The 25,617-nt window shown below is 61.4% G+C and carries 27 protein-coding genes and 1 tRNA gene; 9 read left to right on the forward strand and 19 right to left on the reverse strand.

Going from position 1 to position 25,617, the window contains the following annotated elements; translation table 11 throughout:
• Positions 1–136: 136 nt before the first annotated feature.
• The 3 genes from ACZBJS_RS00005 to ACZBJS_RS00015 all read right to left on the reverse strand — a co-directional run bounded on the left by ACZBJS_RS00005 (position 137) and on the right by ACZBJS_RS00015 (position 3,041).
• On the reverse strand, positions 137–1,312 hold the full coding sequence (locus ACZBJS_RS00005) for a saccharopine dehydrogenase family protein (RefSeq protein WP_316394974.1): 1,176 nt from the start codon (positions 1,310–1,312) through the stop codon (positions 137–139).
• 65 nt (positions 1,313–1,377) lie between these two features.
• Positions 1,378–2,160 (reverse strand): DUF169 domain-containing protein, encoded by a 783-nt coding sequence (locus ACZBJS_RS00010; protein ID WP_146985629.1) that lies wholly within the window; start codon positions 2,158–2,160, stop codon positions 1,378–1,380.
• An 86-nt stretch (positions 2,161–2,246) separates the two neighbouring features.
• The gene (locus ACZBJS_RS00015) at positions 2,247–3,041 is read right to left on the reverse strand and encodes a YdcF family protein (protein WP_316394975.1); all 795 of its coding nucleotides are present in this window, start codon (positions 3,039–3,041) and stop codon (positions 2,247–2,249) included.
• Between the two features lie 66 nt (positions 3,042–3,107).
• Between ACZBJS_RS00015 and ACZBJS_RS00020 the strand changes: the two genes are divergently transcribed.
• The 4 genes from ACZBJS_RS00020 (at position 3,108) to ACZBJS_RS00035 (ending at position 7,021) form a co-directional block, all read left to right on the forward strand.
• On the forward strand, positions 3,108–4,049 hold the full coding sequence (locus tag ACZBJS_RS00020; RefSeq protein WP_057020673.1) for an acetamidase/formamidase family protein: 942 nt from the start codon (positions 3,108–3,110) through the stop codon (positions 4,047–4,049).
• Positions 4,050–4,244: 195 nt separating this feature from the next.
• Positions 4,245–6,071 (forward strand): AMP-binding protein, encoded by a 1,827-nt coding sequence (locus tag ACZBJS_RS00025; RefSeq protein WP_168855930.1) that lies wholly within the window; start codon positions 4,245–4,247, stop codon positions 6,069–6,071.
• A 174-nt stretch (positions 6,072–6,245) separates the two neighbouring features.
• Positions 6,246–6,446: a hypothetical protein gene (locus tag ACZBJS_RS00030; RefSeq protein WP_016844973.1), complete on the forward strand. Its 201-nt coding sequence runs from the start codon at positions 6,246–6,248 to the stop codon at positions 6,444–6,446.
• Between the two features lie 107 nt (positions 6,447–6,553).
• A complete protein-coding gene (locus ACZBJS_RS00035) occupies positions 6,554–7,021 on the forward strand; it encodes a GcrA family cell cycle regulator (protein WP_141341067.1) in 468 nt (155 codons plus the stop codon).
• A 42-nt stretch (positions 7,022–7,063) separates the two neighbouring features.
• Here the strand turns inward: ACZBJS_RS00035 and ACZBJS_RS00040 are convergent, their stop codons facing one another.
• From ACZBJS_RS00040 to ACZBJS_RS00055, 4 genes are all read right to left on the reverse strand, one after another.
• Positions 7,064–8,026 carry an SDR family oxidoreductase gene (locus tag ACZBJS_RS00040; RefSeq protein WP_057020676.1) on the reverse strand — a complete coding sequence of 321 codons (963 nt, stop codon included), beginning with the start codon at positions 8,024–8,026 and terminating at the stop codon, positions 7,064–7,066.
• Between the two features lie 185 nt (positions 8,027–8,211).
• Complete coding sequence (locus tag ACZBJS_RS00045; RefSeq protein ID WP_156436548.1) at positions 8,212–8,445, reverse strand: hypothetical protein; 234 nt, start codon at positions 8,443–8,445, stop codon at positions 8,212–8,214.
• 129 nt (positions 8,446–8,574) lie between these two features.
• Positions 8,575–8,787: a hypothetical protein gene (locus tag ACZBJS_RS00050; RefSeq protein ID WP_018271906.1), complete on the reverse strand. Its 213-nt coding sequence runs from the start codon at positions 8,785–8,787 to the stop codon at positions 8,575–8,577.
• A gap of 346 nt (positions 8,788–9,133) precedes the next feature.
• Positions 9,134–10,666, reverse strand: coding sequence for a porin (locus ACZBJS_RS00055; protein ID WP_057020678.1), 1,533 nt, complete (start codon positions 10,664–10,666; stop codon positions 9,134–9,136).
• Between the two features lie 454 nt (positions 10,667–11,120).
• On the opposite strand from ACZBJS_RS00055, the gene ACZBJS_RS00060 reads away from it, so the two are divergent.
• Both ACZBJS_RS00060 and ACZBJS_RS00065 read left to right on the forward strand, forming a co-directional pair.
• Positions 11,121–11,633 (forward strand): MarR family winged helix-turn-helix transcriptional regulator, encoded by a 513-nt coding sequence (locus ACZBJS_RS00060; RefSeq protein WP_050384924.1) that lies wholly within the window; start codon positions 11,121–11,123, stop codon positions 11,631–11,633.
• A 1,057-nt stretch (positions 11,634–12,690) separates the two neighbouring features.
• The gene (locus tag ACZBJS_RS00065; protein WP_463438194.1) at positions 12,691–13,383 is read left to right on the forward strand and encodes a hypothetical protein; all 693 of its coding nucleotides are present in this window, start codon (positions 12,691–12,693) and stop codon (positions 13,381–13,383) included.
• A 692-nt stretch (positions 13,384–14,075) separates the two neighbouring features.
• Here the strand turns inward: ACZBJS_RS00065 and ACZBJS_RS00070 are convergent.
• Both ACZBJS_RS00070 and ACZBJS_RS00075 read right to left on the reverse strand, forming a co-directional pair.
• On the reverse strand, positions 14,076–14,387 hold the full coding sequence (locus ACZBJS_RS00070) for a hypothetical protein (protein WP_463438196.1): 312 nt from the start codon (positions 14,385–14,387) through the stop codon (positions 14,076–14,078).
• Positions 14,388–14,404: 17 nt separating this feature from the next.
• Entirely contained in the window at positions 14,405–16,087 is a 1,683-nt protein-coding gene (locus ACZBJS_RS00075) for a Swt1 family HEPN domain-containing protein (protein WP_463438198.1), read from the reverse strand.
• Between the two features lie 189 nt (positions 16,088–16,276).
• Between ACZBJS_RS00075 and ACZBJS_RS00080 the strand changes: the two genes are divergently transcribed.
• Positions 16,277–16,840, forward strand: coding sequence for a recombinase family protein (locus tag ACZBJS_RS00080; protein ID WP_463438199.1), 564 nt, complete (start codon positions 16,277–16,279; stop codon positions 16,838–16,840).
• A gap of 58 nt (positions 16,841–16,898) precedes the next feature.
• Here the strand turns inward: ACZBJS_RS00080 and ACZBJS_RS00085 are convergent, their stop codons facing one another.
• Entirely contained in the window at positions 16,899–17,234 is a 336-nt protein-coding gene (locus tag ACZBJS_RS00085) for a hypothetical protein (RefSeq protein ID WP_463438201.1), read from the reverse strand.
• 86 nt (positions 17,235–17,320) lie between these two features.
• Here ACZBJS_RS00085 and ACZBJS_RS00090 point away from each other — a divergent pair, with 86 nt between their 5' ends.
• On the forward strand, positions 17,321–18,442 hold the full coding sequence (locus tag ACZBJS_RS00090; RefSeq protein WP_463438203.1) for an HNH endonuclease: 1,122 nt from the start codon (positions 17,321–17,323) through the stop codon (positions 18,440–18,442).
• A 65-nt stretch (positions 18,443–18,507) separates the two neighbouring features.
• On the opposite strand, the gene ACZBJS_RS00095 is transcribed toward ACZBJS_RS00090, so the two are convergent.
• The 3 genes from ACZBJS_RS00095 to ACZBJS_RS00105 form a co-directional block, all read right to left on the reverse strand.
• Positions 18,508–18,885 carry a hypothetical protein gene (locus ACZBJS_RS00095; RefSeq protein WP_463438205.1) on the reverse strand — a complete coding sequence of 126 codons (378 nt, stop codon included), beginning with the start codon at positions 18,883–18,885 and terminating at the stop codon, positions 18,508–18,510.
• Entirely contained in the window at positions 18,882–19,115 is a 234-nt protein-coding gene (locus ACZBJS_RS00100; RefSeq protein WP_463438207.1) for a hypothetical protein, read from the reverse strand. Before ACZBJS_RS00100 ends, ACZBJS_RS00095 begins: the two co-directional genes overlap by 4 nt.
• Before the next feature lie 286 nt (positions 19,116–19,401).
• Complete coding sequence (locus ACZBJS_RS00105) at positions 19,402–20,025, reverse strand: SLATT domain-containing protein (RefSeq protein WP_463438209.1); 624 nt, start codon at positions 20,023–20,025, stop codon at positions 19,402–19,404.
• 407 nt (positions 20,026–20,432) lie between these two features.
• On the opposite strand from ACZBJS_RS00105, the gene ACZBJS_RS00110 reads away from it, so the two are divergent.
• On the forward strand, positions 20,433–21,491 hold the full coding sequence (locus ACZBJS_RS00110; protein WP_463438211.1) for a tyrosine-type recombinase/integrase: 1,059 nt from the start codon (positions 20,433–20,435) through the stop codon (positions 21,489–21,491).
• Here the strand turns inward: ACZBJS_RS00110 and ACZBJS_RS00115 are convergent.
• From ACZBJS_RS00115 to plsX, 6 genes are all read right to left on the reverse strand, one after another.
• The gene (locus ACZBJS_RS00115; RefSeq protein WP_463438213.1) at positions 21,439–22,086 is read right to left on the reverse strand and encodes a hypothetical protein; all 648 of its coding nucleotides are present in this window, start codon (positions 22,084–22,086) and stop codon (positions 21,439–21,441) included. The genes ACZBJS_RS00110 and ACZBJS_RS00115 overlap by 53 nt on opposite strands.
• Positions 22,087–22,190: 104 nt before the next feature.
• Positions 22,191–22,268, reverse strand: a tRNA-Pro gene (locus ACZBJS_RS00120).
• A gap of 111 nt (positions 22,269–22,379) precedes the next feature.
• The gene (locus ACZBJS_RS00125; RefSeq protein WP_018271909.1) at positions 22,380–22,973 is read right to left on the reverse strand and encodes a MerR family transcriptional regulator; all 594 of its coding nucleotides are present in this window, start codon (positions 22,971–22,973) and stop codon (positions 22,380–22,382) included.
• 127 nt (positions 22,974–23,100) lie between these two features.
• Complete coding sequence (locus ACZBJS_RS00130; protein ID WP_035631661.1) at positions 23,101–23,436, reverse strand: integration host factor subunit alpha; 336 nt, start codon at positions 23,434–23,436, stop codon at positions 23,101–23,103.
• A gap of 130 nt (positions 23,437–23,566) precedes the next feature.
• The gene (locus tag ACZBJS_RS00135) at positions 23,567–24,544 is read right to left on the reverse strand and encodes a beta-ketoacyl-ACP synthase III (RefSeq protein WP_057020717.1); all 978 of its coding nucleotides are present in this window, start codon (positions 24,542–24,544) and stop codon (positions 23,567–23,569) included.
• Positions 24,541–25,602, reverse strand: a complete 1,062-nt coding sequence (plsX, locus tag ACZBJS_RS00140; protein WP_076834353.1) for a phosphate acyltransferase PlsX — start codon at positions 25,600–25,602, stop codon at positions 24,541–24,543. The genes ACZBJS_RS00135 and plsX overlap by 4 nt, the downstream gene beginning before the upstream one ends.
• Positions 25,603–25,617: the final 15 nt, after the last annotated feature.

Below are 25,617 nucleotides of genomic sequence, written 5' to 3' on the forward strand. Positions count from 1 at the left end.
CGATATCGCATGCTCGGCCCTCTGTGTCTCGACAACCAGAAAAGACCGATTTGCCTCGGTCCTGCCGAGCATGCACCGCGACACAGTGAATCATTCCCCGGACACCCCTGCCGCAAGCGGGGCGAGGTAAGCGAAGCTACTTCTCGACCTCGAAGGTCAGCCCGGCGTGATCGATCAGGCGCCTGATGAGCTTGTGCCGCATCGCGGCTCCCGGCGTCCAGAAGCCGGCGGCGACGTCGGGTGTATCGCGCAGCAGGCAGATCGCGCATTCCGAGATCATCTTCGAGGTCGAGCCGTAGCCGGGATCGCGATCGCCCTTGATGCCGGCGCGGACCATGCGGCCGTCAGGCGCGACCGCGAGATAAAGCAGATCGTAGCGGCCGTTCTCGCGCTCCTCCTTTGACGGCCCCTCGCCCGGCTTCGGCGCGCTTGGGCCGGTCTTCTCGGAATTCAACGCCATGACCTTCTTGGCGTTGGCCTCGCCCTTCTCGCCCGGGCCAGTCAGGACCATCTCGTCGTAGACGAAGTCCCGTCCGTAGGGAAAGCCCATCAGCATGTTGGAGCGGTGCACGTTGCGCGTGTTGATCAGCGCCATCATGAACGGCGCGGTCCAGGAGTGCAAATCCTCCTCATAGGCCGGCTTGCTGCCGCGCGGCTGCTTCGGACCCTCGAAGCCCGGCGTCAGCGCGAAAGGGTTGTTGAGGATCGCAACCAGGCTGAGGTCCTTGGCGACCGCATCGAAGGTCGCCTTGGCGCTCGCCGCGGTGCCGCCGGACAGCGTGCCGCGCATGTCGCGCACGCGGCCCTTGATGCGCGGCGCCGGCGCGCCGAATACGCGCCTCGCTTCCTCCTGCACGAAGAACGCGCCCAGTTCGAACGGCACCGAGTCGAAACCGCAGGAGAACACAATGCGCGCACCGCTGGCCTTCGCGGCGGCTTCGTATTTGTCGATCATCTGCCGCATCCAGATCGGCTCGCCGCAGAGATCGAAATAGTCGGTGCCGCTTTCCACGCAGGCCGCGATCAGCTCGTTGCCATAGAGCTGATACGGTCCGACGGTCGAGATAACAGACCTGGTTTGCGCTAGCATCGCCTTCAGCGAGGCGGCATCGCCGGCATCGGCGACGATCAGCGGCGTGTCGGCGGGCGCGCCGATCGCGTCGCGTACCGAGGCGAGCTTGTCCTTGCTGCGCCCGGCCATCGCCCATGTCAGGCTACTGTTGCGATAATGCGCCGCGAGATATTCGGCGACAAGCTGGCCGGTGAAGCCGGTCGCACCATAGACGACGATGTCGAGTTTCGACGAGGACATGCATCAGGCTCCCTGCGCAGCGAATGGGCGCCCTTTTGTCATCGCGGGCGCGGCAACGCAATGCGCTATTTCTTGTACGAGACGCCCATGCCGGCGCGCACGTCGGCCTGGATGCCATAGGGCGCGATCGGGTAGCGCAAACCGTTCTTGGCGAGCTGCTTCATGCCGGCGATCGCCTTCACCAGATAGGCCGGCGGCAGCGCCATCAGCATCTCCTCGTCGGGCACGCCGCCATAGCGGCGCTCGGCGAAGCATGGCAGCGACAGGCTCGGCTCGCCGGTCTTCAGCGCCCGCCCCCACGAATCCGCGCAGGCGGTTTCGCCGACCACGCCCCACTCGAACTTCTTGTAGCCGGTATACTGAAGCCCGTTGATCAGGATGATCATCTGTCCCGGCGTCGCATAGACGAGGCAGATGTCGGGCGGGTTGAGCCGTCCGCTGGTCAGCGGGCTCACCGCCATCGCCTGGTACTGGCCGTAAGGCACCACGTCGAGCGCCTCCTGGCGCTTGCGCGCGTCTTCGGCGGTGCCATGCCAGACGCCGACATAGTTCTCGCCGGCAAGCCACTTCTCGTCCTGCGGTGCGAGCCCGATCACGGCGCGGCATTGCGCGCCGACCAGATCGTCGCCGGTAATGCCGACGGTCCAGCCGAGCCGCGAGGCCATGCTGACGATCTGGTCCGTGGTGTGGACCGCCGATGGACGGCGGATCTTCGGGATCGCCTCCATCTCCTCGACCCGCGCGAACATCTTGATGCCGATGACCGTGGTCTTCAGCCGCAGCAGGTTGTTCAGGTCGGCGACGATTGCGCCGAGGTCGAACTGTTCCGGCGGTGTCTGCTGTTGCATGGCGAAAACTCCCGTGATCGGCGGCTTGGCGCCGCCTGTTGATTTGATGTTAGGATTGGCCGTTGGAGGCGACAAGTGCCTACGCCTCAACGTGCAGCCGGTCCCGGCAACAAATCGTCGGTCTTGCCGGCCAGATGATAGGCCAAAAGCCCGATCCACTCCCGCGCGCCGAGATCAGTGCGCGACAGGCCGTCGATCGCAAGCGTCGCGAAGCTGAAGACATCGCCGACGCGCCAATCGACCGGATAGGCCTCGACATTGAATCCCGCCTTGCGGAACAGCCCGACCGAGCGCGGCATATGGTAGGCCGAGGTGACGAGCAGCCAACGCTCGCCCGGCTTGGGATCGACCAGCGCCCTGGAGAATTCGGCGTTCTCCACCGTGTTGCGCGAGCGGCGCTCGATGATCAATCGCGACCTGGCAATGCCGAGCCCCTCGAACATCTCGGCGGCATAGTCGGCTTCGCGCGCATCGTTCGAGATCAGGTTCGCGCTGCCGCCGGTGAACACAAGGCGCGCGTTCGGATATCTGCGCGCGAGCGCCGCCGCCGCGATGACGCGATCGGCCGCGCTGCGCACCACCGGCGTGCCATGCGCAACCGACAGATCGGCATCGATCGAGCCGCCGAGCACGATGATGCCGTCCGGCACGCCGCGCGAGGCGTCCCATGGCGGGAAGCGCTGCTCCAAAATGGAGATCAGGACATCGCCGAGCGGCGAGAAGCCACAGATCGCGAGCAGCAGCAGCGCGGTCACCATCAACCTGCGGCCGAGGCGCGCAAACCGCGTCAACAGCAGCACGGTGCCGATCACGCCGATACCGATCAGGAAGTTGATCGGCAGCAGCACGATGCCGAGCGTCTTGGAGAGCACAAAAAACAAGAGAAGCCCCTGCGAAGTTCTGCTACAGCGTCATACGCTGCTGGGAAACCAATCAAAAGCCGTCACATGACCCATCACCATCTGAAGTCGAGCCCTGAAACCTGCCATTGGGGCTTCTTTGAAGCCAAGCTGAAACCGGTTCTGACCGTTGCGAGCGGCGACGAGATCACGATCGAAACCGTCAGCGGCGGCCCGGACGTGGTGCCCGACCGCGGCAAATTCTTCGTTCCGCCGGAGCTCGACGAGATCCATGCGAAGTGCGAGCGGATGGTACCCGGACACATTCTGACCGGCCCGATCGCGGTTGCCGGCGCCGAACCCGGCGACGTGCTCGAGGTCGATATTCTCGACGTTCAGCTGCGACAGGACTGGGGTTACAATCTGATCAAGCCATTGTCCGGCACCCTGCCCGACGATTTCCACGAAACACGCGTCCTCAACATCCCGCTCGATCGCGGGCGCATGGTCGGCCGTATGCCCTGGGGGCTCGATCTGCCGCTCAAGCCGTTCTTCGGCGTGATGGGCGTGTCGCCGCCGCCGGCCTGGGGCCGGATCTCCTCGCTGATCCCGCGCGCGATGGGCGGCAATCTCGACAACAAGGAGCTCGGCGCCGGCGCCAAGCTCTATCTGCCGGTGTTCGTTCCGGGCGCGCTGTTCTCCTGCGGCGACGGCCATGGCGTGCAGGGCGACGGCGAGGTCTGCGTCACCGCGATCGAGACCGCGCTGACCGGCCGCTTCCGCCTCACATTGCGCAAGGATATCAAGCTCGCCTATCCGCGCGCAGAGACCGCGGATCATTACATGACCATGGCGATGGATCCCGATCTCGACCAGTGCGTGGTGCGGGCGCTGCGCGACATGATCGTGCTGCTCGGCGAGAAGCGCAATCTGTCGCGCGAGGACGCCTACACGCTGTGCAGCCTGGCCGCCGACCTGCGCGTGACGCAGACGGTCAACGGCTCCAAGGGCATCCACTGCATGATCGCCAAATCGGTGGTCCACGGGTAACCACGCACGTCATTCCGGAGCGATGCGCAGCATCGAATCCGGAATCTCGAGACTCCCCGGTGCGCAATTCGCGCACCTGAGGTTCGGCTCGGCGAGCCGCCCCGGAATGACTGAGTGCTATGGCCGCACTTGTGTTCCGCGAGCACGGCTCGATACAATCCCCGTCCCAACGAACAAGAATGGACGGGGACGGATATGCTGAAGGACAGGCTTTCGCCGGCCGACGAGGCTGCGCGCGACAGGGAAATGCAGGAGACGCTCGCGGCATGCCCGCGCATCCTCGACCTCATTGCCCGCGGCCCGCAGGGCGCTCCGGACGCTGAAGCCGCGATCTATCTGCGCTCGCCGCTCGATCCCAACCCGGTCGTGATCTCGAACGATCACTTGATGGGCTGCATCAAGGCCGCTGAAACCTATTTCCGTAAGCACGGCATCGGCAAGGACGACGCGGTGGCTGTCCTGCTCCCGGCGTGCCCCGCGACCGTCGTCGCGATCTTCGGCGCAGCCGCCTGCGGCGTCGCCGAGCCGCTCAATTTGCTGTTCACGCGCGAAGCGATCGTCGCCCAGCTCAATGCGATCCACGCGAAGCTGTTGCTGGCGCCGCCGCCGGGCATGCCAGGCGGGCTCTATGAGAGGGTCGAGGGCCTGCAGCGCGAGGTACCTTCCCTGAAGCACATTGTGATCGTGCCGCTCGACGGCAGCATCGCCTTCGACGGTGAGGTGCTGCGGCCTGATCCCGCCTGGCGCGACGACTACGGCAAGTCCAAGGACATGAGCGAGGCCGACCGCGTCGCCGTGATGCTCCCGACCGGCGGCACTACCGGCCATCCCAAGGTGGCGCGGCTCACCAACCGCGCGATGGTCGCCTCCACCGTATCCTCGCGGATGGCGCTCGATTTCCATCGCGGCGAGCGCGCGATGATCACGATGCCGCTGTTCCATGTCGGCGGCCTTTTCTGCACCACGGCCAATTCCCTGGCGGCCGGCACGACGATGGTCATCCCCGGTCCCGCCGGCGCGCGCGATCCGGCGCTGGTCCGGCACTTCTGGCAGATCATCGAGCAGTACCGCATCAACATCGCCGGCAACGTGCCGACGATACTTGGCGCCCTCGCCGATATCCCGGTCGCGGACAGCGACATCTCGACCCTGCGCGTCACCGCCACCGGCGCCTCGATCTGCCCGCCGGAGATCGAGCGGCGTTATCTTGCGACCTGGGGCGGCCCCTGCATCCAGCAGCTCTACGGCATGACCGAACTCGCCGGTGCCATCACTCACGATGTGCACGGTGTGAAGCCGCGCGCCGAGAGCGTCGGCACCCGCAATCCGCTGGTCGAACTCGCGATCCTCGACGGCGGCAAGCTCCACACGGGACCGTGGCCTTCGCCGGTCGGCGAACTGCTGACCAGGGGCCCGCAGGTGTTCGCCGGCTATGTCGACAAGAAGCAGACCGAGGAGGCGTTCCGCGACGGTTGGCTGCGCACCGGCGACATCTGCCGGATCGATGCCGACGGCTTCGTCTACATCATGGGCCGCGCCAAGGACGTCATCATCCGCGGCGGCCACAACATCGATCCGCGCGCGATCGAGGACGCCGCGCTGGCGTTTCCGGGCGTGGCGCTTGCCGCGGCCGTCGGACGTCCCGACACCTACGCCGGCGAAGTGCCGATGCTGTTCGTCTCGGCGCAGCCCGGCACCCATATCGATCCGAACGCGCTCGCCGCCTTCGTGCAGGACAACATCCTGGAGCCGCCGGCGCGCCCGCGCGTGGTGTCGGTGATTCCGGAGATGCCGGTGACTCCGGTCGGCAAGATCTTCAAGCCGAAGCTGCGCGAGATCGCCGCCGGCGAGGCCGCGCGCGAGTTGCTGGCGCTGGAAGGATTGTCCGGCGAGGTCACTGTCGACGCGATCACCGACCCGTCGCGCGGACTGTACCTGAGGGTGAGCGCGCCTCCGGACAAGGCCGAGAAGGCTGAGCGGCTTCTCAAGAAGTTCCCGGTCAAGGTCGAGTTACGGCCCTAACACCTTCATCTACCTCAATAATTCGATGACACCCGCGCGCTGGAACTCGCTTCCAGCGCGCTTGGACGCGGCTGGCTGTTTCTTGCCGCCCACGGCTTGACGAACCGCCTTATTCCTAAATAGACTCTAAATAGATACTTTTCAGTACAGGCGTTCGGGGTTAAGCGTTTCACCATGGCTACGGAAAAGGCCGAAACCGACCGCGTCCCGGTCACGCTGGCGCTCTCGACCATCGGATACCTCGAGAAGCTGGTGAGACAGGGCACCCACGGCACGAGCGTCCCGGGCGTCGCACGGACATTGATCGAGGAAGGCATTCGGCTCGCCATCAAGGACGGGTTGCTTGCAATCCGCGACAACGGCCGCACGCCCTGAGAGCATGATCCGGAAAAGTGGAAACCGGTTTTCCGAACAGATCATGCTCAAGAACTAAGGGCGCGTGTGCCGGCGCGGCGGTTCAACACAGAACGTGGAACCGTCAGATGATTGCCATCCAAGAGACCTGGACGCCGGAGCGCGTCGACCAACTCAAGATCTACTTTGAAGCCGGCCTCTCCTGCCGCGACATCGCCGTCAATATCGGCGTCAGCCGCAATGCGGTGATCGGCAAGCTGTCGCGGCTGAACCTCACACGCACGACGCCGGACGAACGTCGGGCGCGGCGCAAGAAATCCGCCGCCCACGCCGCGCAACGGGCGACTGCCAAGCAGCAGCTCCGGTTGCTCCAGGCGGTCTACGAGCAGGAGCCCGACGACGCCCCGATCGTCAGCGCCAACAGCTGCTCGCTGCTCGAGCTGAGCGAGCAGCGCTGCCGCTGGCCGATCAGCACCCCGGGCGCCGATGATTTCTGCTTCTGCGGCAACACACCGCTCGGCGGGATGCCCTATTGCTCAGGGCATTACCGCCTCGCCTATCAAGCGGGATCGCGCCAACGCGCGATGCGCGGATAGCGCTTGAGTGAAGCCGTCCCGCACGCGATGCGGGACGGCCGTTCAGCCGACCTTCCACCCGGTCGCTGCCACGAGGTCCTGATAAAACTCCGGCGTGTAGGCCTGTTCCGGCGTCTTGCGCACGCGCTCGTCGAGCAGATGCGCATCGTCGCCGACCAGGATGCGCCAGCGTTCGGCTTTCACACCGTCGAGAATGATCTTGGCGGCGGCCGCGGCCGAAGTCGGTGCCTCGTCGTGGAAGATGCGGGCACGATCGAGCGCGAGCTGCTGGATGTCGGCGTCCGACATCTTGGCGACGTCGATCCCCTGCCCCTGCAGACGCTGACGGGCCTGCTTGAGCTCGTCGGCGTTGAGCTGGTCGGAGCCGTTCTGGACCTTGCGCGAGTTCGACACGATCGAGGTGCCGATGTGACCGGGCATCACGACCGAGCACTTCACATGCGGCGCGTTGAGCCGGAGATCATTGATCATCGCCTCGGTGAATCCCTTCACGGCAAATTTCGCCGCGCTGTAGGCGGTGTGCGACACGCCCATGCCGACCGAGGCCCAGAAGCCGTTGACGCTCGAGGTGTTGACGATGTGCGCCTCGTCGGCCTTCACCAACAGCGGCAGGAAGGTGCGGACGCCGAGATAGACGCCGCCCCAGCAGATGTTGAAGGTGCGCTCCCACTGCTCGCGCGTGTTGGAGAACAGGCTGCCACCGCCACCGATTCCGGCGTTGTTGAACAGCAGGTGGATCTTGTCGGTCGCCTGCTGCTCGATCAGCTCGTCGCGGAAGCGCTTGTAGTGATCCTCGATCGAGACGTCGGCAACGTGCGTCGTGATGCGCAGGCCCTGCGGCAGCTTCTCGACCTCGCACAGCCGCTTGGTCTCGGCCATCGCCTCGGCCGAGACGTCGCACATCGCGACATTGCAGCCCTCGGCAACGAGCTGCCGTGCCAGCTCGCGCCCCATGCCCGTGCCGCCACCGGTGATGACGGCAATCTTTCCGGCGAAATCCTTCATGTGAGATCCGTTCCTTCCCTTATTTTTCTTGCCCTGTTCTTCTTTGTTTCGGCCGGAGCGCGGATCGCAGCCCCAACCGCTTGGCTGCGGCACCTTACATCACCGAATTGTCGCCCAGCAACGGCGCCGCCTCACGCGCAAGTGAGCCGCCTGCAGCGGGTTGAGACGGTGGCCGCGTAACGAAATCATTCCGCGTTGCGAACAATCCGACATCGACAATCGGAGACCATGATCGTGCACATCCTGAACAGATTGGTCGCGACAACGCTGATGGCGATCGCGGCCGAAATTTCCACCGCGGCCGCAGCTGCCGAGGTAAAACCAGCGAAGCAGCGCGACAGCACCTGCACAGATGAACTACGTTGATCGCAATCGGCGCACAGCGCAGCGCGCGGCGTGGCACAGCGTGCGATCGTCATGGGCGAAGCTCTGACAATGCTGCGATCACGTCGCTCGAATTCGAATGCTTGTTCACGAAGCGTGAGACTCACGCGATGATCGCGCGCATCCTGGCCGCAGGCCAAGCCGCGTCATGACGCGGCCCCGTGCTATTCGGCTGTCTCGATGCGCACGGACGCGCGCCGCCGCAGGACGCCGGCACCCGCGCTCAGGGCCAGCTTGAGCAGGCCGCGCCAGGAGAAATCGATGATTACCTCATGGTGCCGCAATCCCTTGCCGCCCTTCACCAGCCCGAGATCCCGGATCAGGCAATAGTGGCCGCTGCTCATGCGCGCCAGGCGGCTGTTCTTGAAGCGTCCCATCAATGGCGAGAATGCACTGCGGATCGATTCCGTCAAATCTTGACGGCATCGAATCGGCAAGGCGACGGCTGGGCCTTGAATCAAAAACCTCCGGCAGGGCATTGCCGGAGGTTTGGGAAGCTTAGCAGCTAGCTAAGAGCCATCATTCAATGTGTTGGCCGTGGCGTATATAGTTTAGTAGATCAGGTAAGTAAATAAGTCTGCGGCGAATGAATCGCATGGCTCGTCTTCGTCGTTCGCGTGGACCGAATTGACGCAGCGCAGCTCTCCTTAGAATCTTTCGCAAAGAAAAACCCCGGCAGTTGCCTGCCGGGGTTCTGTTGGATCGTGATCAGATCAACCGGAATTACCAGTTGCGCTGAGCGCGGAAGAGCATCTGGACAGTGTCCTGATCCTTCAGCTCGTAGGTCGCGGTCGGCTTGCCGATAGCAGTCGACGACGTCGTGATGATACCGGCATACTTCTGATCGAGGTGCGAGTAGGTCACGTCGGCCGAGAAGGTCAGGTTCTTGACCGGGGTCCAACGGGTGATCACGCCGATCTGCGCGATGTTGTAGTCGGGGTTGCAGGCGGTCACGCCAGCGCCGCCAGCGAATGCGGCACGGAACGAACCACCGACGCCACCAACGCCGCAGATGAGCGACTTAGCCGCGTCGTTGTACGAAACAGCGGCGAACGCACCGTACAAGCTGGTGTTCCAGTAGGGATCCCAGTTGTGGGTGTACGCACCGCGCATACCCCAGGTCTTGATGGACTGCTGCTGACCGCCGGGGCCGAACACCGTGTCGGGTGCCGTACCGAAGCCAACGCTGCCATAGACGCCCGGCAGGCTCGAACCGCCGAAGATGGCGATCGCGCCGGCCTGGCTGGCCAGTTCCTGGATGTTGTAACGGGTCGCACCGTCGGTGTAGACGCCCTGGATGTTGATGGTGTCACCGGGTCCGGTCGGGATGTTCTTGATCGACAGGGCCAACGCACCAGCCCAACCCCACTTGTCGTCGGGATGACCGGTCAACTCGGTGCCGCCATAGTAGGCAGCGTGGTTGTCATGCGCGGCGACCGACGCCTGGAAGATACCCCAAGCCTGGTCGACCTTGAGCGAAGCGACGAAGTCCGGAGCGATCGTGCCGGCGTAATCGCTGGAGCCGTAAGCACCACCGACGCCGAGGTTGTTCACGCCAGCCTGCATGTAGGCAACCTGGTCCTGCGCCGACAGAGCGAGCGACACGCCGTTGCCGAACTGCGCGGTGTAGGTGAACTGGTTGATGCCGTTGGTGGTGTTCACGCCACCGACGAGTGCGTCGTAGTTGTTGCCCGGATAACCGTTCCAGGGGGCAGCGAACTGCGAAACCGCCTTACCCATCGTGAAGCCGGCGAACTGGATGAAGGCGTAGTAGACGCCGACCGTACCGGCAGCCACGTTGCCCGAACCGGCGTTGTTCGGCGCGGAAGACGAGCCGATCGCCGAGTACACGGTCGAGCCGTTGCCCTGGCCGGCATAGGTGTCGGAGGTCCAGGTGAACACCGCATCGAAATAGGTGCGGACCACGCCGTATTCGGTCGCGGTGCGCGTATCGATGTTGAAGTCTTCACGCGAACGCCAGGTGTAGCCGTTCGTGAAACGGTTGTTGGCACCGCTGGCGCCGTTGTAGTTCGCGCCGTACACGCTGTTGCCGTTCACCACGACGTCAGCACGCACATAGCCGCCCAGCTTGATGCAGGTGTCGGTGCCGGGGATGTAGTAGAAGCCCGGACCGTAAAGCGAGCAAACCTTCACGTACTCGACCGCTTTGGCCTTGACGGGAAGATCGGCCGCCTGTGCCCCGCCGACCGCGACCAGCGCAGCCGTCGAGCCCAGGATAAGGCTCTTCAAATTCATATTAAACCTCCAAGTTGCTCATATGCGGAGAGTCCGAGGCCGCGAGCGCCCCGTGATCCTCCCGCATTGTCCAAGACCGTTTTCCCCAAACCCCGCACCCTCAGATCAATCTGTGGTGTGCGACGGACTTGAACGATCACCGCAACGGGACGATCGAGATTCCCCTACCGCCGGGTTCAATATGCATTGGCGAGTTCGCCAATCAAAATAGTTTATAAAGTCAGGAATGCGAATGCGGCCACACTGTGTCTCGCCGGCAACGCTGCCTGTAAGCCCTTTGCCTACCTGAGAAAACTTGTCACATCCCAAATAGTCCAACCGTCACACGACCATCATAATTACTTTACGTTCACTTGCGTTCGTTGGCGGCTTGCGGGAAAAAACCTACTGCAGCGCGGAAAACAAGAAATAAATCAGCACAAAGCTGAGTCGGCGCCCGAGGGAAGAGGAAGCTGTGTCAGTGACAAGGAAGGATTCGACGCGCCAGCGCGCCATCGAACATCTCGACATCATCAAGCGGTTCACGCTCGAGATTTCGGCCATCAACTCGCATCTGGAGCGCGTCCGTCAGTTCTGGGGCAAGTCGCTTGGCGTCAGCGGTCCGCAATGGATGATTCTCATCGCGATCTCGGATCTCGACAAGGATGACGGCGTACCGATCAACGTGGTGTCGAAGCTGCTGCACGTCGATCCGTCGTTCGTGACCACGCAGTCCAAGCTGCTCGAGCAGAAGGAGCTGCTGCGGCGCGCGCCCTCCCCGGCCGATGCGCGAGTGGTCCGGCTGTCGCTGACCGACAAGACCAAAAAGCACCTCGCGGGCCTCGCCGAACAGCACAAGGCGTTCAAGAAAACCGTTTTCGAGGAGTTCAGCGAGCCGGAGCTGGCCGAGTTCACGGCCAAGCTTTCGATGCTCACCAACCGCCTCGAAAAGGCCTGCCTGATTGTTGCGATGGAAGCCGAGGCCTGAGGCGACCGGCTCTGCAGCGGACGGGACGACTGGCAACCGGCACGATCGCGCCGCTCACCTCGCGAAGCGTTGGAAGCGGAGACTTATCGGTGTCCGCGCCCCGGCGACTGGAACGCCAGGAAGGCGAGAACGCTCAGCAGCGCAGCCCAGACCAGAAAGTGTTCAGCAATCATGTTGGCCCCCCATTTGCCCCTCAATGGAAAGCATGAAACGGGCCAAGCCGCGGTCGATCCGTGAACGGGCTATGGAAAAGGAGCCCCGGCGCTGAAGGCCGGGGCCCCGAAAAACTTACAGTGTAACTATCTGGACCTGGTCGAGCTGCCTCCGGTCATACCGCTGCCCGACCCCGTCGTCTGACCAGGGGCGTAGCCAGAGGCCCCTGGGCTCCCGGCTTTCGATCCTCGTGCCTGCATCTCGTGCCCGGGTGCATAGCCCGAAGCGCCGTGACTGCCTTTCTTGGAGCCCTTCTTTTGCATCTCTTGTCCAGGTGATTTGCTCGAAACGCCCTGTGCAAAAGCAACCGGGGCGGAAGCCATCAGGCATGCCGCGGAAAGGACGATGATTGCGTGCTTCATTTTGTCCTCCAAAATGCGCCCCGCAACTAACCGCCTGAAATCAGTGGCGTTCCATGAACGATTGTTCATCGACAACGACAGCCGCCGATGCGATCGGCTTGGTGCTGCCTCTTCAACGAGCGTTTGCTCGATATTAACGACAGCGTGTTGGCTTCCGCGCTCAGCTTTCCGCGACGGGCGAACAGCATTGGCAACCAATCGCAAGCCGACGGCGAGCGATGCGCGCCCGCTTCAAGCCACACCGAACGAATTTTGAGAAAAATGGTCGGAGCGAGAGGATTTGAACCTCCGACCCCTAGTCTCCCAGGCGCGGGAGATCTACTGAAAACACTGCGCTTTCTCGCAAACTAAGAGATCGAGGCCGCACTGACTTTGCTCGAGATTCTATCTCGTTTGCAAACCATCCTCTGTTCTCGTTTAAATTGATAATTCACGTGCCTCAGACTCCAGGCTGCAGTAGAATGGATGCTTGGAGTAGCGACATGCCGGAAGTGCCATCGAGTAAGCGCAAATACGTTCGCGTCGACCAGACAACTTGGTCGGAAATCGAGGCCCTGTGGGAAAGCGGTGACGTAAGCCTGCATGATCTCGAGACACGCTATGGCGTCAGCAGACGGGCACTCCAGTCTCATTTCTCAAAGAAAAGGATCGAGAAGGGTGCGAAAGCCGCCCAGCTCGTCGCCGCTGTCAAGCAGAAGGTCTTTCAACAAACCCTCCCCGACGTGGATGAAACCACGGTGCGGGCAAAAGCCACTCGGGAAGCTGCATACCAAAACGCCGTAATCGTCGAAGATCTGATCATGGCCCAGCTCGTAGCTGCGCAGAAGGATCCGTCTCAGGCGCTCAAGGCAGCGTCGGCGATCAAGGCACTTTCCCTAGCTGCTGCCGGCCTGGAGCGCGTGCACGAGCTCAAATGGAGGGCGCTGGGTCTCGATAAGGACAGCGCGTTGTCCGACGAGTTGCCCATCCTGGTATTCGAGGACCTCACGGCCCAGGAAATCGCAGCAATGCGGGAACAAGACGAGGAAGAAGAAGGCTGCGGCCCCGCTCCTGTAGATGAAGAAGACGGCGACGATGGCGACGAAATCGAAGTCATCGATCTTGAAGCCTACGAAGGGGCGAGCACGGTTGTTTCGGCTCCCAAGGGACCTCGGCTGGTGCGAGGGGCAACCTAATAGCGCGCCCTTTGCACCTCCGCGCGGCAGGCTTGCGCATTTCCGAAGGGCGAAGTCTTAGAAAAAAACGGTCTACTGGACTCCCGTGCGCGCTGTGCTCAAGCAAATATTTTCAAGGCGCAATTCCAGCTTGTCATACGTCAGCAGGCGCGCGATAATAGTTGCGCGCTCGACGCTCCAGACCAGATCGCCCCGACATCCCCCTCATCACAGCCGGTGTTCACCTTCCGCGGACCTAGTCAGGGTCGGTGCGGGCTAAGGCAGATCCGAAGATCGCTGCAAAGGCATGCAGCAGAGCCGACCGAGTCGAAAGGCAAAGTCGGCAGGAGCAGGCTCTCGCTCGCGCGAACCTGCACAGGAAGCAGTTGCCCCCAGTCTGGTGACTGTCCTGGCGTTGTTGCTCCGAAAGGAGCCGAAGCGACCCATAAAGGCGGACAGGACAACCCCCGCCGGACCTGCTGGTAACAGCAAGGTTGGGTGAGACTGGTAGACTCTAAACGTCCAGACGCATGGGCGTGGCTTCAGCCGGTGACGGCGAAGCTATGTCCTCTTCCATCCTCCGCATGGGAAACAATTGCTTTAATCAATGCTCTGGAACAGGCAGACGATCCACCGCCCTCCGGATGCGCGCGCCGGTCGGGCAGTCGTATCCCGGGACGGTTCTTATGATTGGTCCAGGCTCGGGACGGTCGTCATTGCCGAGTGATCTCCACTAGCCGCCCCGTGCCCGTGATTGCTTTTCGGTCACCGAAGACTTTCGCCAGTTCGCCACTGGCACCGTGCATCTGAAGGTAAGCGAAGAATGATGCTTCCAGCAACTCCTTCATCTTCATCCTTCTCCTCACCGCAGCCAACTTGAAGTTGAGATGGAAGTCGTGCTCCATCTTGAAGTTCGTGTCCTTAGTCTTGGATGGCATGGATGGCGCTCTTTCGGTTGCTTGTTGGCCTGCGGGACGAACTTGATCGGTTCGAAGGCCCACCGAAACTGAAACTTCCTGGCCCATCGAGAGAGCCTTCCTGGTCAGTCTTCAGCTTCGACCGTTCGCCTCCAATCGCCGTCGTCCTCTATCCACTGCGTGAGGCGTCGGACGATGCAGATCGCCTCGACTAACCTCACGGAATCGATCGGTCGCGTGTGCATCGTTGGTCTTCGAGTTGCGATCAGCGCCTGCAGATCCTGGACGAGGCGCTCTCGGTTCGGAAATACCGTCTCGAATACCTCTTCCCAGTTTTTTCTCTGCGAGATTATCGACTCGAGGTCGCCAAGGTCGAGGTAGTCAATGAACTCGACCTTTCGTTCTCCATTCGCCATTGCCGCAGCGCGGTTTTTGCGCGCCTTAACCACCAGCTCACCGCGCACTCGATGCTTGAACCACTGAGGTCCCGCATGCGAGCTAAGCTTTTGCGTGATGAATGTCCGCAAGGCCGTCTCAAAGGCCTCAATCAACCGAAAAGCATCCAACCGCGTGTTGGAGGAGCGAATCTGCATCGAAGCTCCAGGGACCTCGATCACTGCTACTGAAGCGCCGTCGAATGTCACCCCTCCCGCGAGGCCACTCTCGATCACGACCTCAACGGCCGCGGCGGGCGTCGTCTCGATCAGACCCAGATCGACTTCAGCTTCTAGATAGTGGCGCCGGCGCACCTCGGCGTCTTGCCAAAACCGCGTCGGCAGACCTGGGTTGGTGTGCCATTGCCCAAACAGGTTCTGATATGCCGCGACGGTGGTGTCGGCCGCGAAACCAAGCACGTCGGACGAACCGGCCAATGTCGCCAGCTTGATTCTAGTGGTCTCGATCTCACCCGCGAAACCGAGACCTCCCGTTGCCCGGTCAAGACCCGAGCCGAGATTCAAAATGCTGGTTGCAGCACGTTGGATTCGATCGACTTCCGCGGCGACTGCCCCCACGGTCGATAGTGGTCCGCTTGCGCTAACGTGGGTTGCCCATCGCTCGGTGCGCTCGATGAAAGCCAGCGCCGGCGAACTTTGAAGGCCTTGCACCGCACGAGCTATTGCACTTCCTTGATCGTCCCAATTGCCTCCGATCATCGGAGATTCTCGGAGCCGTCGAAATGCTTCCTGAGCCAGGCGAAACGCGTCTGAATTCAGAAACTCCTCGGCCACGCGAAACGCATTCGAGCTCCGAAGTTCGTGGGCCAGCCGAAAGGAGTCTGAATTCCGGACTTCCTCGGCCAGTCGAAATGCATTCGAATTTCGAAACTCCTGGGCTGCGCGGATGTTCGCCTGAACCATTTTGGAAAGCGAGGTCTCCTCTCGTTGCTGCTTTGCAATTTCCATCGCTCTCGCGATCGAAGACCTCACTTCCTCCTCTGCCGCAGATTGGACGGCTCCAACGATTGCCGATCGCCGTTGCCCGTCAATCTCCGACGCTTTCGAAATTGAGGACGTCAGTTCCATTTGTGCCTGGACAGTTTTGGCGAACCTTTCTCGCTGCTGGTCGGCGATTTCCACCGCTCGAGCGATTGAGGACGTCACATCATCTTGTGCCGCTGCTCGAACGGCTTCAGCGACTGCCGACCGCCGCTGATCGGTAATCCGGGTCACTTCAGTAATCGCCGAAACGTCTAGGTCTCCTGCAGCCGCTGGTCGGGCCAACGCCCCCCATTTCTCATCGATTGTCTCGGACTTCGGCCGACAAGTCGCGGAACCGTCTTTGGGCGACGGGGCCTCAGCTTCATTCATCTCAAAGCGCCTCTCGTCCCGTTGAAGGAGAGTCGGATGATCATACCCGAATCGGCCTCGTCTCGGATGGGTATACCCTCGTGAGTCACCGATTTGAGACACAACCGGTGTTCCAATAGGGTTGACTTTTGATTTATGAGACACCACTGTCTCGGGGTCTAGACCCAAGTGAGACATTAGGGACGTTTCATGACCGTTATCGGCTATGCGCGAGTCAGCACGACCGACCAGGACCTCACCATCCAACAGGCTGCACTAAAGGCCGCTGGTTGCGACGTCGTCCGGGCGGAAAAACGGAGCGGCACAAGTGCCGCTAGCCGTGAAGAGCTTCGAACGGTGCTCGACTTTCTTCGGCCTGGTGACACACTCATGGTGACCAGGATCGACCGTCTGGCTCGAAGCATCGGCGATCTTCAGGACATTGTCCGTGCCGTAAAGACGAGGGGGGCAGGCTTGCGCGCCACCGAGCAGCCCATCGACACCAGCACCGCTGCCGGCAAATGTTTTCTGGATATGCTCGGGGTGTTTGCGGAGTTTGAAACTAATCTGCGAAAGGAGCGCCAATCCGAGGGCATAGCAAAAGCAAAAGCGGAAGGCGTTTATAAGGGTCGCAAAGCCAGTATAGATCAGGTTGAAGTCCGACGTTTACGGGCGGAAGGCATGGGACCTTCGGCAATCGCTAAAGCCCTCAAAATCGGGCGAGCGTCGGTTTACCGTGCCCTTGGTGCGGATCACCCCTCGGGCCGCGGGTAGGCCGCAGCCAACGTCCGACGTGGCGCCTCGATCGTGATCGAACCGAAACGGAATTTTACTAGGCTGCACTCTGCAGAGGCGATGCGAGTTCCTGCAGTTCAGAAGCAAGACGTAGACCTTGATTCCGATCTAGAATCGAGCGCACGTCGCCACGCTTTACGACAACCCGATCGCTCGATCGGAATACCGCCAATTGCTCTCCCGATGCTGTTAGCACCGAGAAACCATCTCCCCAAAGGCAACAATGCTTGATACCAGCGGCAACCAGAAGCGCTTGGTCAGGCAATAAAGCCATTAGGTTATTCCAAAAGCTGCCGACGACGTAGATTCTCTGGACGCCATCGTCGTCCTTCGCCGCCAACACTTCAAAGCCCGTTTGTTGATGTAGGTCCACCGGTCGATCCCTTCTTTCGCGATTGCTAGATGCAATATAGCGTTCCGACCGAGGATTGACGCGTTTTCTTGGAGAGGGAGAGGTTTGTGGCGCTTGCAGATTTAACGCGAGAGGCCGTCATTGATACGATCGCCGAGTTTGATCGGCTCGGCAGAGAACGATTTCTCCAGGAGCACGGCTTTGGTAGGTCACGGGGATACTTCATTGAGCACGAGGGCAAGCGATACGACAGCAAGGCAATCGTCGGCGCCGCTCATGGCAAGCTAGGCGGTAACTTTCGAAGGCTCTCACCTGGCGACTTTAGCGGTGGTGACAAAACCGTTGCCAGGCGTCTCCGAGAGCTGAGGTTCCGTGTCACCGAGCCCTCCAACACAAAACCCCCGGGTGTTCCATACGAGATTGGTAGTCTCTACCACCGCCAGAGGGACATTCATCAGATCTATGGCGGTCAGGAGCGCGGCGGCATCGCGACGCCCACTGGCTGCCCCTTCGTTTTCCTATTTACCGGAGAAACTGGCGAGCAATTCGGCTACGCCGATGGCTGGAGGGCTGACGGAATATTTGCATACACCGGCGAAGGTCAAAGCGGTGACATGACGTTCATTCGCGGCAATCGCGCGATCCGAGATCATCTGGCTGACGGTCGGGATCTCCTCCTATTCGAAGCCACGCGGTCGAAGGGCACCTACCGTTATGTCGGATGTTTCGCATTCGCGGGCTGGGAAACGGTCGACGCTCCTGATCGCGAAGGGACCCTACGAAAGGCGATTGTCTTCGAACTCGTCCCGGCCGAGGCACAATCCGCGCCGGAAGATCCAGATCAGGAGTCAGAGCTCGACCAAAAGTCTCTCTCAGAATTACGGGTGCTTGCCCTGGCGGCCGCAGCCACGCAGAAGACGCCATCAAAGGAAACACAACGAACGTATTATGCTCGAAGCGTTAAAGTGAAAGCTTACGTTTTAAAGCGCGCCAATGGCGTTTGCGAAGCATGCAAGAAACCAGCGCCGTTTTTGCGCAGAGACGGCACTCCCTATTTAGAACCTCACCACATCAAGCGTGTATCGGATGGAGGACCAGACCATCCGACTTCCGTTGGAGCGGTGTGCCCAACATGCCACCGGCATATTCATCATGGTGCAGAAGGTCACCAGTTGAACGGGGAGCTTGAGGCTTACGTCCGGCAACTGGAGACGAAGCTCGAAACCTAAGCGGCGATCATCGCTGCGCAGGCATTCACCAATTCAGTGAAGGCCGAGTGGTCGTCTGTCGCCAATTAGGATCGTGCCTTTTCTGTGGCTTCAGCCTCGAGCCGGTTGAGTTCCTGATGGATGGCCTGGAAGCGCCTATGCAGCGAGACGGAGACCGTCTCGCCTATGATGGTGCCGGCCTTACCCGCAGCCGCAATGGCCGCATCTTGTGCGCCTATCTCAATGCGCGGGCGCATCAACTGACCTATCTCGTAGGCCAGTCTAGCGTTCTCTTCGAAGTTGCCCGCCATGTTGAAGGGCTTGGCGACCCCTGTTGCAACGGGAGTTTCGGGACTCTTTTCGACGGGCCTGCCGTAGCGGTGCTTTACCCATGCACCCATGCCCCACACCACGACGAGTGCGAGCGCCGGGAACAGTAGAGCGATAGCCTGGTCCATCGTCATTGCAGGCCCTCCAGGAACCAATGACCAGCTCTATGTATACCACCGGCGATCAAAACGCAAAGGACGGCGCCGCCATACACCTTCCAACCCTCTGTTCCGGTTGGCATAATCCCGTAGATGAAGTTTGCCGTCGGGATGAATACACCTACGGTCAGGACGCCGGTGGCGACGGTGTTTGCCCAGTTGGCCGCGAGCTTGAGGTGCTCGTTGCGTTTTTCCTCTTCCGTCATCCCCAGGTGCGCCCTCCGCGGCGAGCTCGTTTTGGCAGCGCACAAGCTTAGGTAGCGTCTTCCCAAAAATAAAGACCGCGCCGTTAGTCCTTACGAGCGATATCGATCAGATCCACCGCGCGGTTGCTTGACCGCCTAGCGCCGTTTGATCCGAGCCAGGTCCGGCGAGATGATCGGCAGGCGCTGTGCCAGCGCGGCGGCATCCGGTCGACCTCAATCTAGCCGCACGTGAGTCTGGCCGCTTGAGGCCGCCCGGCTCCAGTGACTTGGATCAGACGGTTAGGGCTCACCCGCCGTGAGCCACAAGCCGAGCCGGATAAGCGTATAGGAAGATCAAGGCGAGGAAGAATACCGTTATGAGGAGCAAGACCGCAGAGTGGAGGTGCTTCACGGCGCTCGTCGAGATCCTAATCCCGGCTCGATCCCACCATTTCAACCACGGATACTGTTCAGGGTTCTCGGTCTGGTAACGCTGGAAATCGACATCGTCGTGGTTGATGCTGTATTTCTGTAAGGTGGCATTGTAGCGGCTCGTGAGCACGACCAGTTCGGCCTCGTCAATGGAGGCCATTTTGATTCTTAGCTCGCGCGCGATTTCGCTCATTTCGAGCCCCGCTCGGTGATGCTGTTCAGCGCTGACGACGTCTCCGCTGGAATATTGAAGCAGCGACGACACCAAGATCACGATAGAAAATACAATCGTGATGAAGTTCAGATTGTCTCCCACTTCTGTCGGAACCTTGATGAAGTATGGAAACGCAGTCAGGATAATTAGGTATGCTGACGTGAATGCCGTGACTCTCGTCAAGGCTCTATCTTTCGCGGCGAGCCGTTTGGCGGCGTTGAACCTAGAACCAGATGTTGATTTGAGGGAATGCAACAGCTTTTCCGCAGCTTCTTTTGTGGTCATTTTCAAATTGCTTCCAAGTTAAACGATGCAACCTCACGGCCTAGCGCAGGTGGCAGGGTGCCACACCGTCAGGTTGTTGTCCCTTTGCCGAAGGCGTAATGTTACGGCGAAGCCAAAGAATCCGAGATCAAACCTTCGGACGACCGCTATATTAGCGACATAAGTTTGATCTTCTGGAAGTGTCGCAGTGGATAAGCGCGGTCTGACGAAGCGAGAGGCGGCCGAATATTGCGGCTGCACCAGCCTTGCCGCGTTCGACCGCTGGCAGCAAAAGGGCATCGTTCCCCCGGCCATCCCAGGCACTAACCGGTGGGACAGAAAGGCCATCGATCAATGGCTAGACCGGGCGTCGGGCCTCGTGACAGAATCGCGAACCCTGTCACCCTACCAGCGGTGGAAAACCGAGAATGCGCGTCAGAATGAAGCCGCTTAGGCTCAAGGGCATCAACCGCGTCAAAAAGAAGCTCGCTGACGGCTCCGTAAAGGTCTTTCTCTACCATCGAGCAACCGGGCTACCCCTCGATCCCAGCAACCTCGCCGAGACCTATGCTGCCGCCGAGAAGCGAAAGCGGGTTCAGACAGAGCGAACCGTTACTGACCTGATCCGGCTCTTCGACACCTCTACGACGTTCGCCAATCTCAGCGAGGCCTCGCGGCGCGAATATAACTGGAAGCTGTTGCGGATCGAGCGCCAATGGGGCGGCGTGCCCGAAGACACTTTCAACACCGTTGATGACGCCGACGCTTTCGCAAGCGACGCCCTCGCTTGGCACCAGGACCTTGGCAAGACGTCGCGCCGATCGGCGGACAATCTCATGTCGGCGCTGTGCCGCGTCCTGTCGTTCGCGAAGGAGCAGCGGCGGATCAAGCACCACCCGATCCCCAGCTTCCAGCGCCTCTACAAGAGCGACCGGGCCGACAAGACGTGGTCCGAGGAGTTGCAGCAGCAGTTCATCAAGAGTGCTCGGCCGGCCATGGCGACGGCGATGATCCTGGTCCGGAATACGGCCATGCGGGCCTCTGACGTGCGTAAATTCCCCTGGACCCGCTACAACGGGTCCCAGGTTCAGATCCGCTCCAGCAAGACCGGCAAACTCGTCTGGATACCGGCCACGCGCGAGCTTCGCGCGCACTTGGACGGCCTAACTCGCGCCGGCGCCCTAGTGATGCTGACACCTACCGGGAAGGCCTACACCAAGCGCTACTTCAATGACCACTGGCGGGAGGACGCCGACGCGGTCGGCGCGGGTGACCTGAACTTCCACGACAACCGAGGCACGGCGGCGACATTGCTCGCCGAGGCCGGCGCCACAGCGCCCGAGATCGCCGAGGCCCTGACCTGGACCGTCGACAAGGCGCAGCGTGTCATTGATGCCTACTTGGCTCGGCGCGGCGTTTTGGCGGCGAACGCAATCAAGAAGCTTGAGAATTATCGCGATGCAACCCGGTCAGCAACAATGTCCTAGCCTCACCTTCGTCATCAGTTGGTCGTGCTGGCTTTGGTGCACCGTCCCCCGATTTTTCCCAGCGAACTGAATTTGAGGCCAAAGCAATCTGCATGGACAGCAACATACACATTTGCTGAACCGCTCGAATGAACTGCGTCCGAGGATTCGTGCTGCTCCGAAACATCGCAAATCGCACCGGAGGCTGAGTCTGGATAATGGCGTCGAACATTTTGTGCAATTGCCGATAAGCGGATCGACGCGAAGTCAATTTGTCGCAATCGCCCTTTTGAGATTTAAAGGTGGTCGGTTGCATGCTGTGGGCGAAATTGTTCCTGATCCGACGGATCAGGTGCAGTCTCTTGCGACCTGTTTCAGGATAAAGTCCGAGCAATAGGCCCATATCGATCCGAGCGGAGAACGAAGCTAGAGGCCCGTATCCGCTGAACACTTTGCCTTCTACCTGCGCGTGGCGCTCCAGCCTCGACTGTATGGCCTCCAACAAGTGTTCCTCAAGGATGGAGGTAGCAATGATGGCTCCGCCGCGATCCCTTTGTTTCGGGATCTCATTCATCGCGTGCCGATATTTGGTCGGGTGAGAGACGAACCAGGTCATGTGCTTGCTAGAACGGCCAGCGAACAGAATTGCAAACTATTTGCAAACGGGCGATAGGCTGCAAACCAACTGCCCGGGAATGGCTTTGATTCTCTTGAGAATTTTGGTCGGAGCGAGAGGATTTGAACCTCCGACCCCTAGTCTCCCAGACTAGTGCGCTAACCGGGCTGCGCCACGCTCCGATGCCGTTCCATTAGCTGCGATCCTGCGTTCGCGCAAGGCGGGGCAGGCTCTCAAAGACTGTATTCCGAGGCCGGTTCCCTTGGCAGGTTTCCTCGGCAGGCTTCCTTGCCTCAGCCGTCCTTCATCGCCGCGTCGATCATCTGTCGGCAGGCGACCAGCTCCTGCAGCACGCGTTCGAGCCGCTCCCGATCGACTGACGGAACGGAGGGACGAACCGGCGGCGCGGCGGGCGCCTTGCCCGGCTGGGCGTGCGCCTTGTAGGTCGACAGGATCGGATCCTCGTCGGGATCGACGAATCGGTAGTCGATCCCCTTCTCGTCGCCATCACCCTCCTCGCCGTCGAAATCGAGGCCGTCGCTGCTCTCGAGGTCGTCGGGCTCGGCCATGCTGTTGCCGACGGCTTCCTCGACCGCGCCGAACGAGACCGCCGCGGTCTGGTCGGCGATGCCCTGCACCGATTTGATGCCGTGCTCCTTCAGGATCCGCTGCACACCGCGGATGGTGTAGCCCTCGCCGTACAGCAGCCGGCGGATGCCCTTGAGCAGGTCGACGTCGTCGGGGCGATAATAGCGGCGTCCGCCGCTGCGCTTCATCGGCTTGATCTGCGCGAAGCGCGTTTCCCAGAATCTCAGCACATGCTGGGGAATATCGAGTTCATCAGCGACCTCGCTGATGGTACGGAACGCATCCGGCGCCTTGTCCAAATGCCCGCTCCTTTGAGCTCAATGCCTGGAGCCTTTCCGTTCCGATTGAATCGGAACGGGGCTCCGGATTCTAGGTTTGCCGCGCTTTCTTCACGCGAACCGGGTATCCACTTCGCTTGAAAACGCTCTAGTCGGCCTTGCTGCCGTCGCCATTGGTGACGACATGGCCATTGATCCGCTGCTTCAGGATCGCCGACGGCTTGAACACCATCACCCGCCGCGGCGAAATCGGCACCTCGGTGCCGGTCTTCGGATTACGGCCGATACGCTGGCCCTTCTTGCGCACCATGAAGGAGCCGAATGAGGACAGCTTCACTGTCTCGCCCTTTTCCAGGCAATCGGTGATCTCCTTCAGCACCAACTCGACAAATGCCGACGATTCCGTGCGCGACAGACCCACCTTTTGGTAGACCGCCTCACACAAATCGACGCGCGTAACTGTTTTTCCGGTTCCCGTGGTCATCGCCTGCCCCGCACTCTCGGCGAACAATTTCTTGACTGAAATTAAAAGCTTAGCGCGCAATGGTCAACAGTGACCAGCGCCCAGGCGCAGGAAAGATACCGGCAACCTGTCGATACTGTTTGGCGATACGCTACCAGCGCACGAGCGCCGAGCCCCAGGTGAAGCCGCCGCCCATCGCCTCGAACAGCACCAGATCGCCCTTCTTGACGCGCCCGTCCTTCACGGCGACCGACAGCGCGAGCGGGATCGAGGCCGCCGACGTGTTGCCGTGCTTGTCGACCGTCAGGACCACCTTCTGCGGCGCAATATGGAGCTTGTGCGCCGACGCATCGATGATTCGCTTGTTGGCCTGGTGCGGGATGAACCAGGTGATGTCCTCGGCGGTAAAGCCGGTGGCGTTGAAGGCGTCGACGATCACGTCGGTGATCATGCCGACGGCGTGCTTGAACACCTCGCGGCCCTCCATCCGGAGATACCCGACCGTCCTGGTCGAGCCGGGCCCGCCATCGACGAACAGCTTCGCCTTGTGGCGGCCGTCGGAGCGCAGATGCGTCGTCAACACGCCGGGGTCGCTGGTGGTGCCGGAATGCTGCTGCGCCTCCAGCACGACCGCGCCGGCGCCGTCGCCGAACAGCACGCAGGTGCCGCGGTCGTTCCAGTCGAGGATGCGTGAGAAGGTCTCGGCACCGATCACCAGCGCCCGCTTGTGGGTGCCGGCGCGCAGGAAATTATCGGCGGTGGCCAGCGCGAAGACGAAGCCGGAGCAGACCGCCTGCAGGTCGAAGGCGACGCCATGGTTGATGCCGAGCCCGTGCTGGACGGCGACCGCGGTGGCGGGAAAGGTGTTGTCGGGCGTCGAGGTCGCGAGCACGATCAGGTCGATCGACTGCGCATCGACTTGCGCGTGGGCGAGCGCGGCCTGCGCCGCCTTGATCGCCAGATGCGAGGTGAATTCGTCGTCGGCCGCGATGTGGCGCTCGCTGATGCCGGTGCGCTGCACGATCCAGTCATCCGACGTGTCGATCCGGGTGGCCAGTTCGGCATTGGTCAAAACCCGCTCCGGCAAATATGAGCCGCAGCCGAGCACTACCGAACGTATAGCAGTCACGAGACAGCCTCCTGCGCGGTCTGCGCCTGCACCAGCGCACTGCCGTCGCGATTAAGCATCTGATTGATCTTGGTGAGGAGATCGAAGTGGGCCATCTCATAGCCAACATCCACCGCATAGGCAAAGCCTTCCGCGTTGGTGCCGCCATGGCTCTTGACCACGACGCCCTTCAGGCCGAGCAGCAGGCCGCCATTCGACTTGTTGGGATCGAGCTTGTCGCGCAGCTTCTGGAACGCGCCGCGGGCCAGCAAATAGCCGATCCGCGCTAGCCAGCTAGATGACATGGCCTCGCGCAGCAGCGTGAACATCTGGCGCGCGGTTCCTTCGGCGGCCTTGAGCGCAATGTTGCCGCTGAAACCTTCCGACACGATGACGTCGGCGAGGCCCTTGCCGATCGCGTCGCCCTCGACGAAGCCGATATAGTTGAACTGCGTCGAGTTCATCGCACGCAGCATCTCCGCCGCCTCGCGGATTTCCCCGTGCCCCTTCATCTCCTCGGACCCGATGTTGAGCAGGCCGACGGTCGGCCGTTCGAGGTTGAACAGCACGCTCGCCATGGCGCTGCCCATCACCGCCAGCGTCGCCAGATGGCGGGCGTCGCCGCCGATCGTGGCGCCGAGGTCGAGCACGACAGAGTCGCCGCGCAGCGTCGGCCACACCGCCGCAAGCGCCGGGCGGTCGACACCGGGGAGCGTCCGCAGATTGAGGCTGCCCATCGCCATCAGCGCGCCGCTGTTGCCGGCGGAGACCGCAACGTCGGCCTCGCCATGCTTCACGGCGTCGATCGCGAGCCACATCGAAGACGCCCTTCGGGTCCGCCGCAGCGCCTGGCTCGGCTTCTCATCGTTCTTCACGGCGACGTCGGTATGGATCACTTTCGATACCGCCTTCAGTGCCGGATGCTTGGCGAGCTCCGGCTCGATCTGGGCCCGGTCCCCGACCAGCAGGAATTCGCTGTCGGGATGACGGCTTAACGAGATCGCGGCGCCGGGAATGACGACGGAAGCGCCGACATCGCCCCCCATGGCGTCAAGCGCTATTCGAACCTTTTGAGGCATGAACGTCCCGGAAGC

Source organism: Bradyrhizobium sp. KZN70725 (assembly GCF_055264925.1).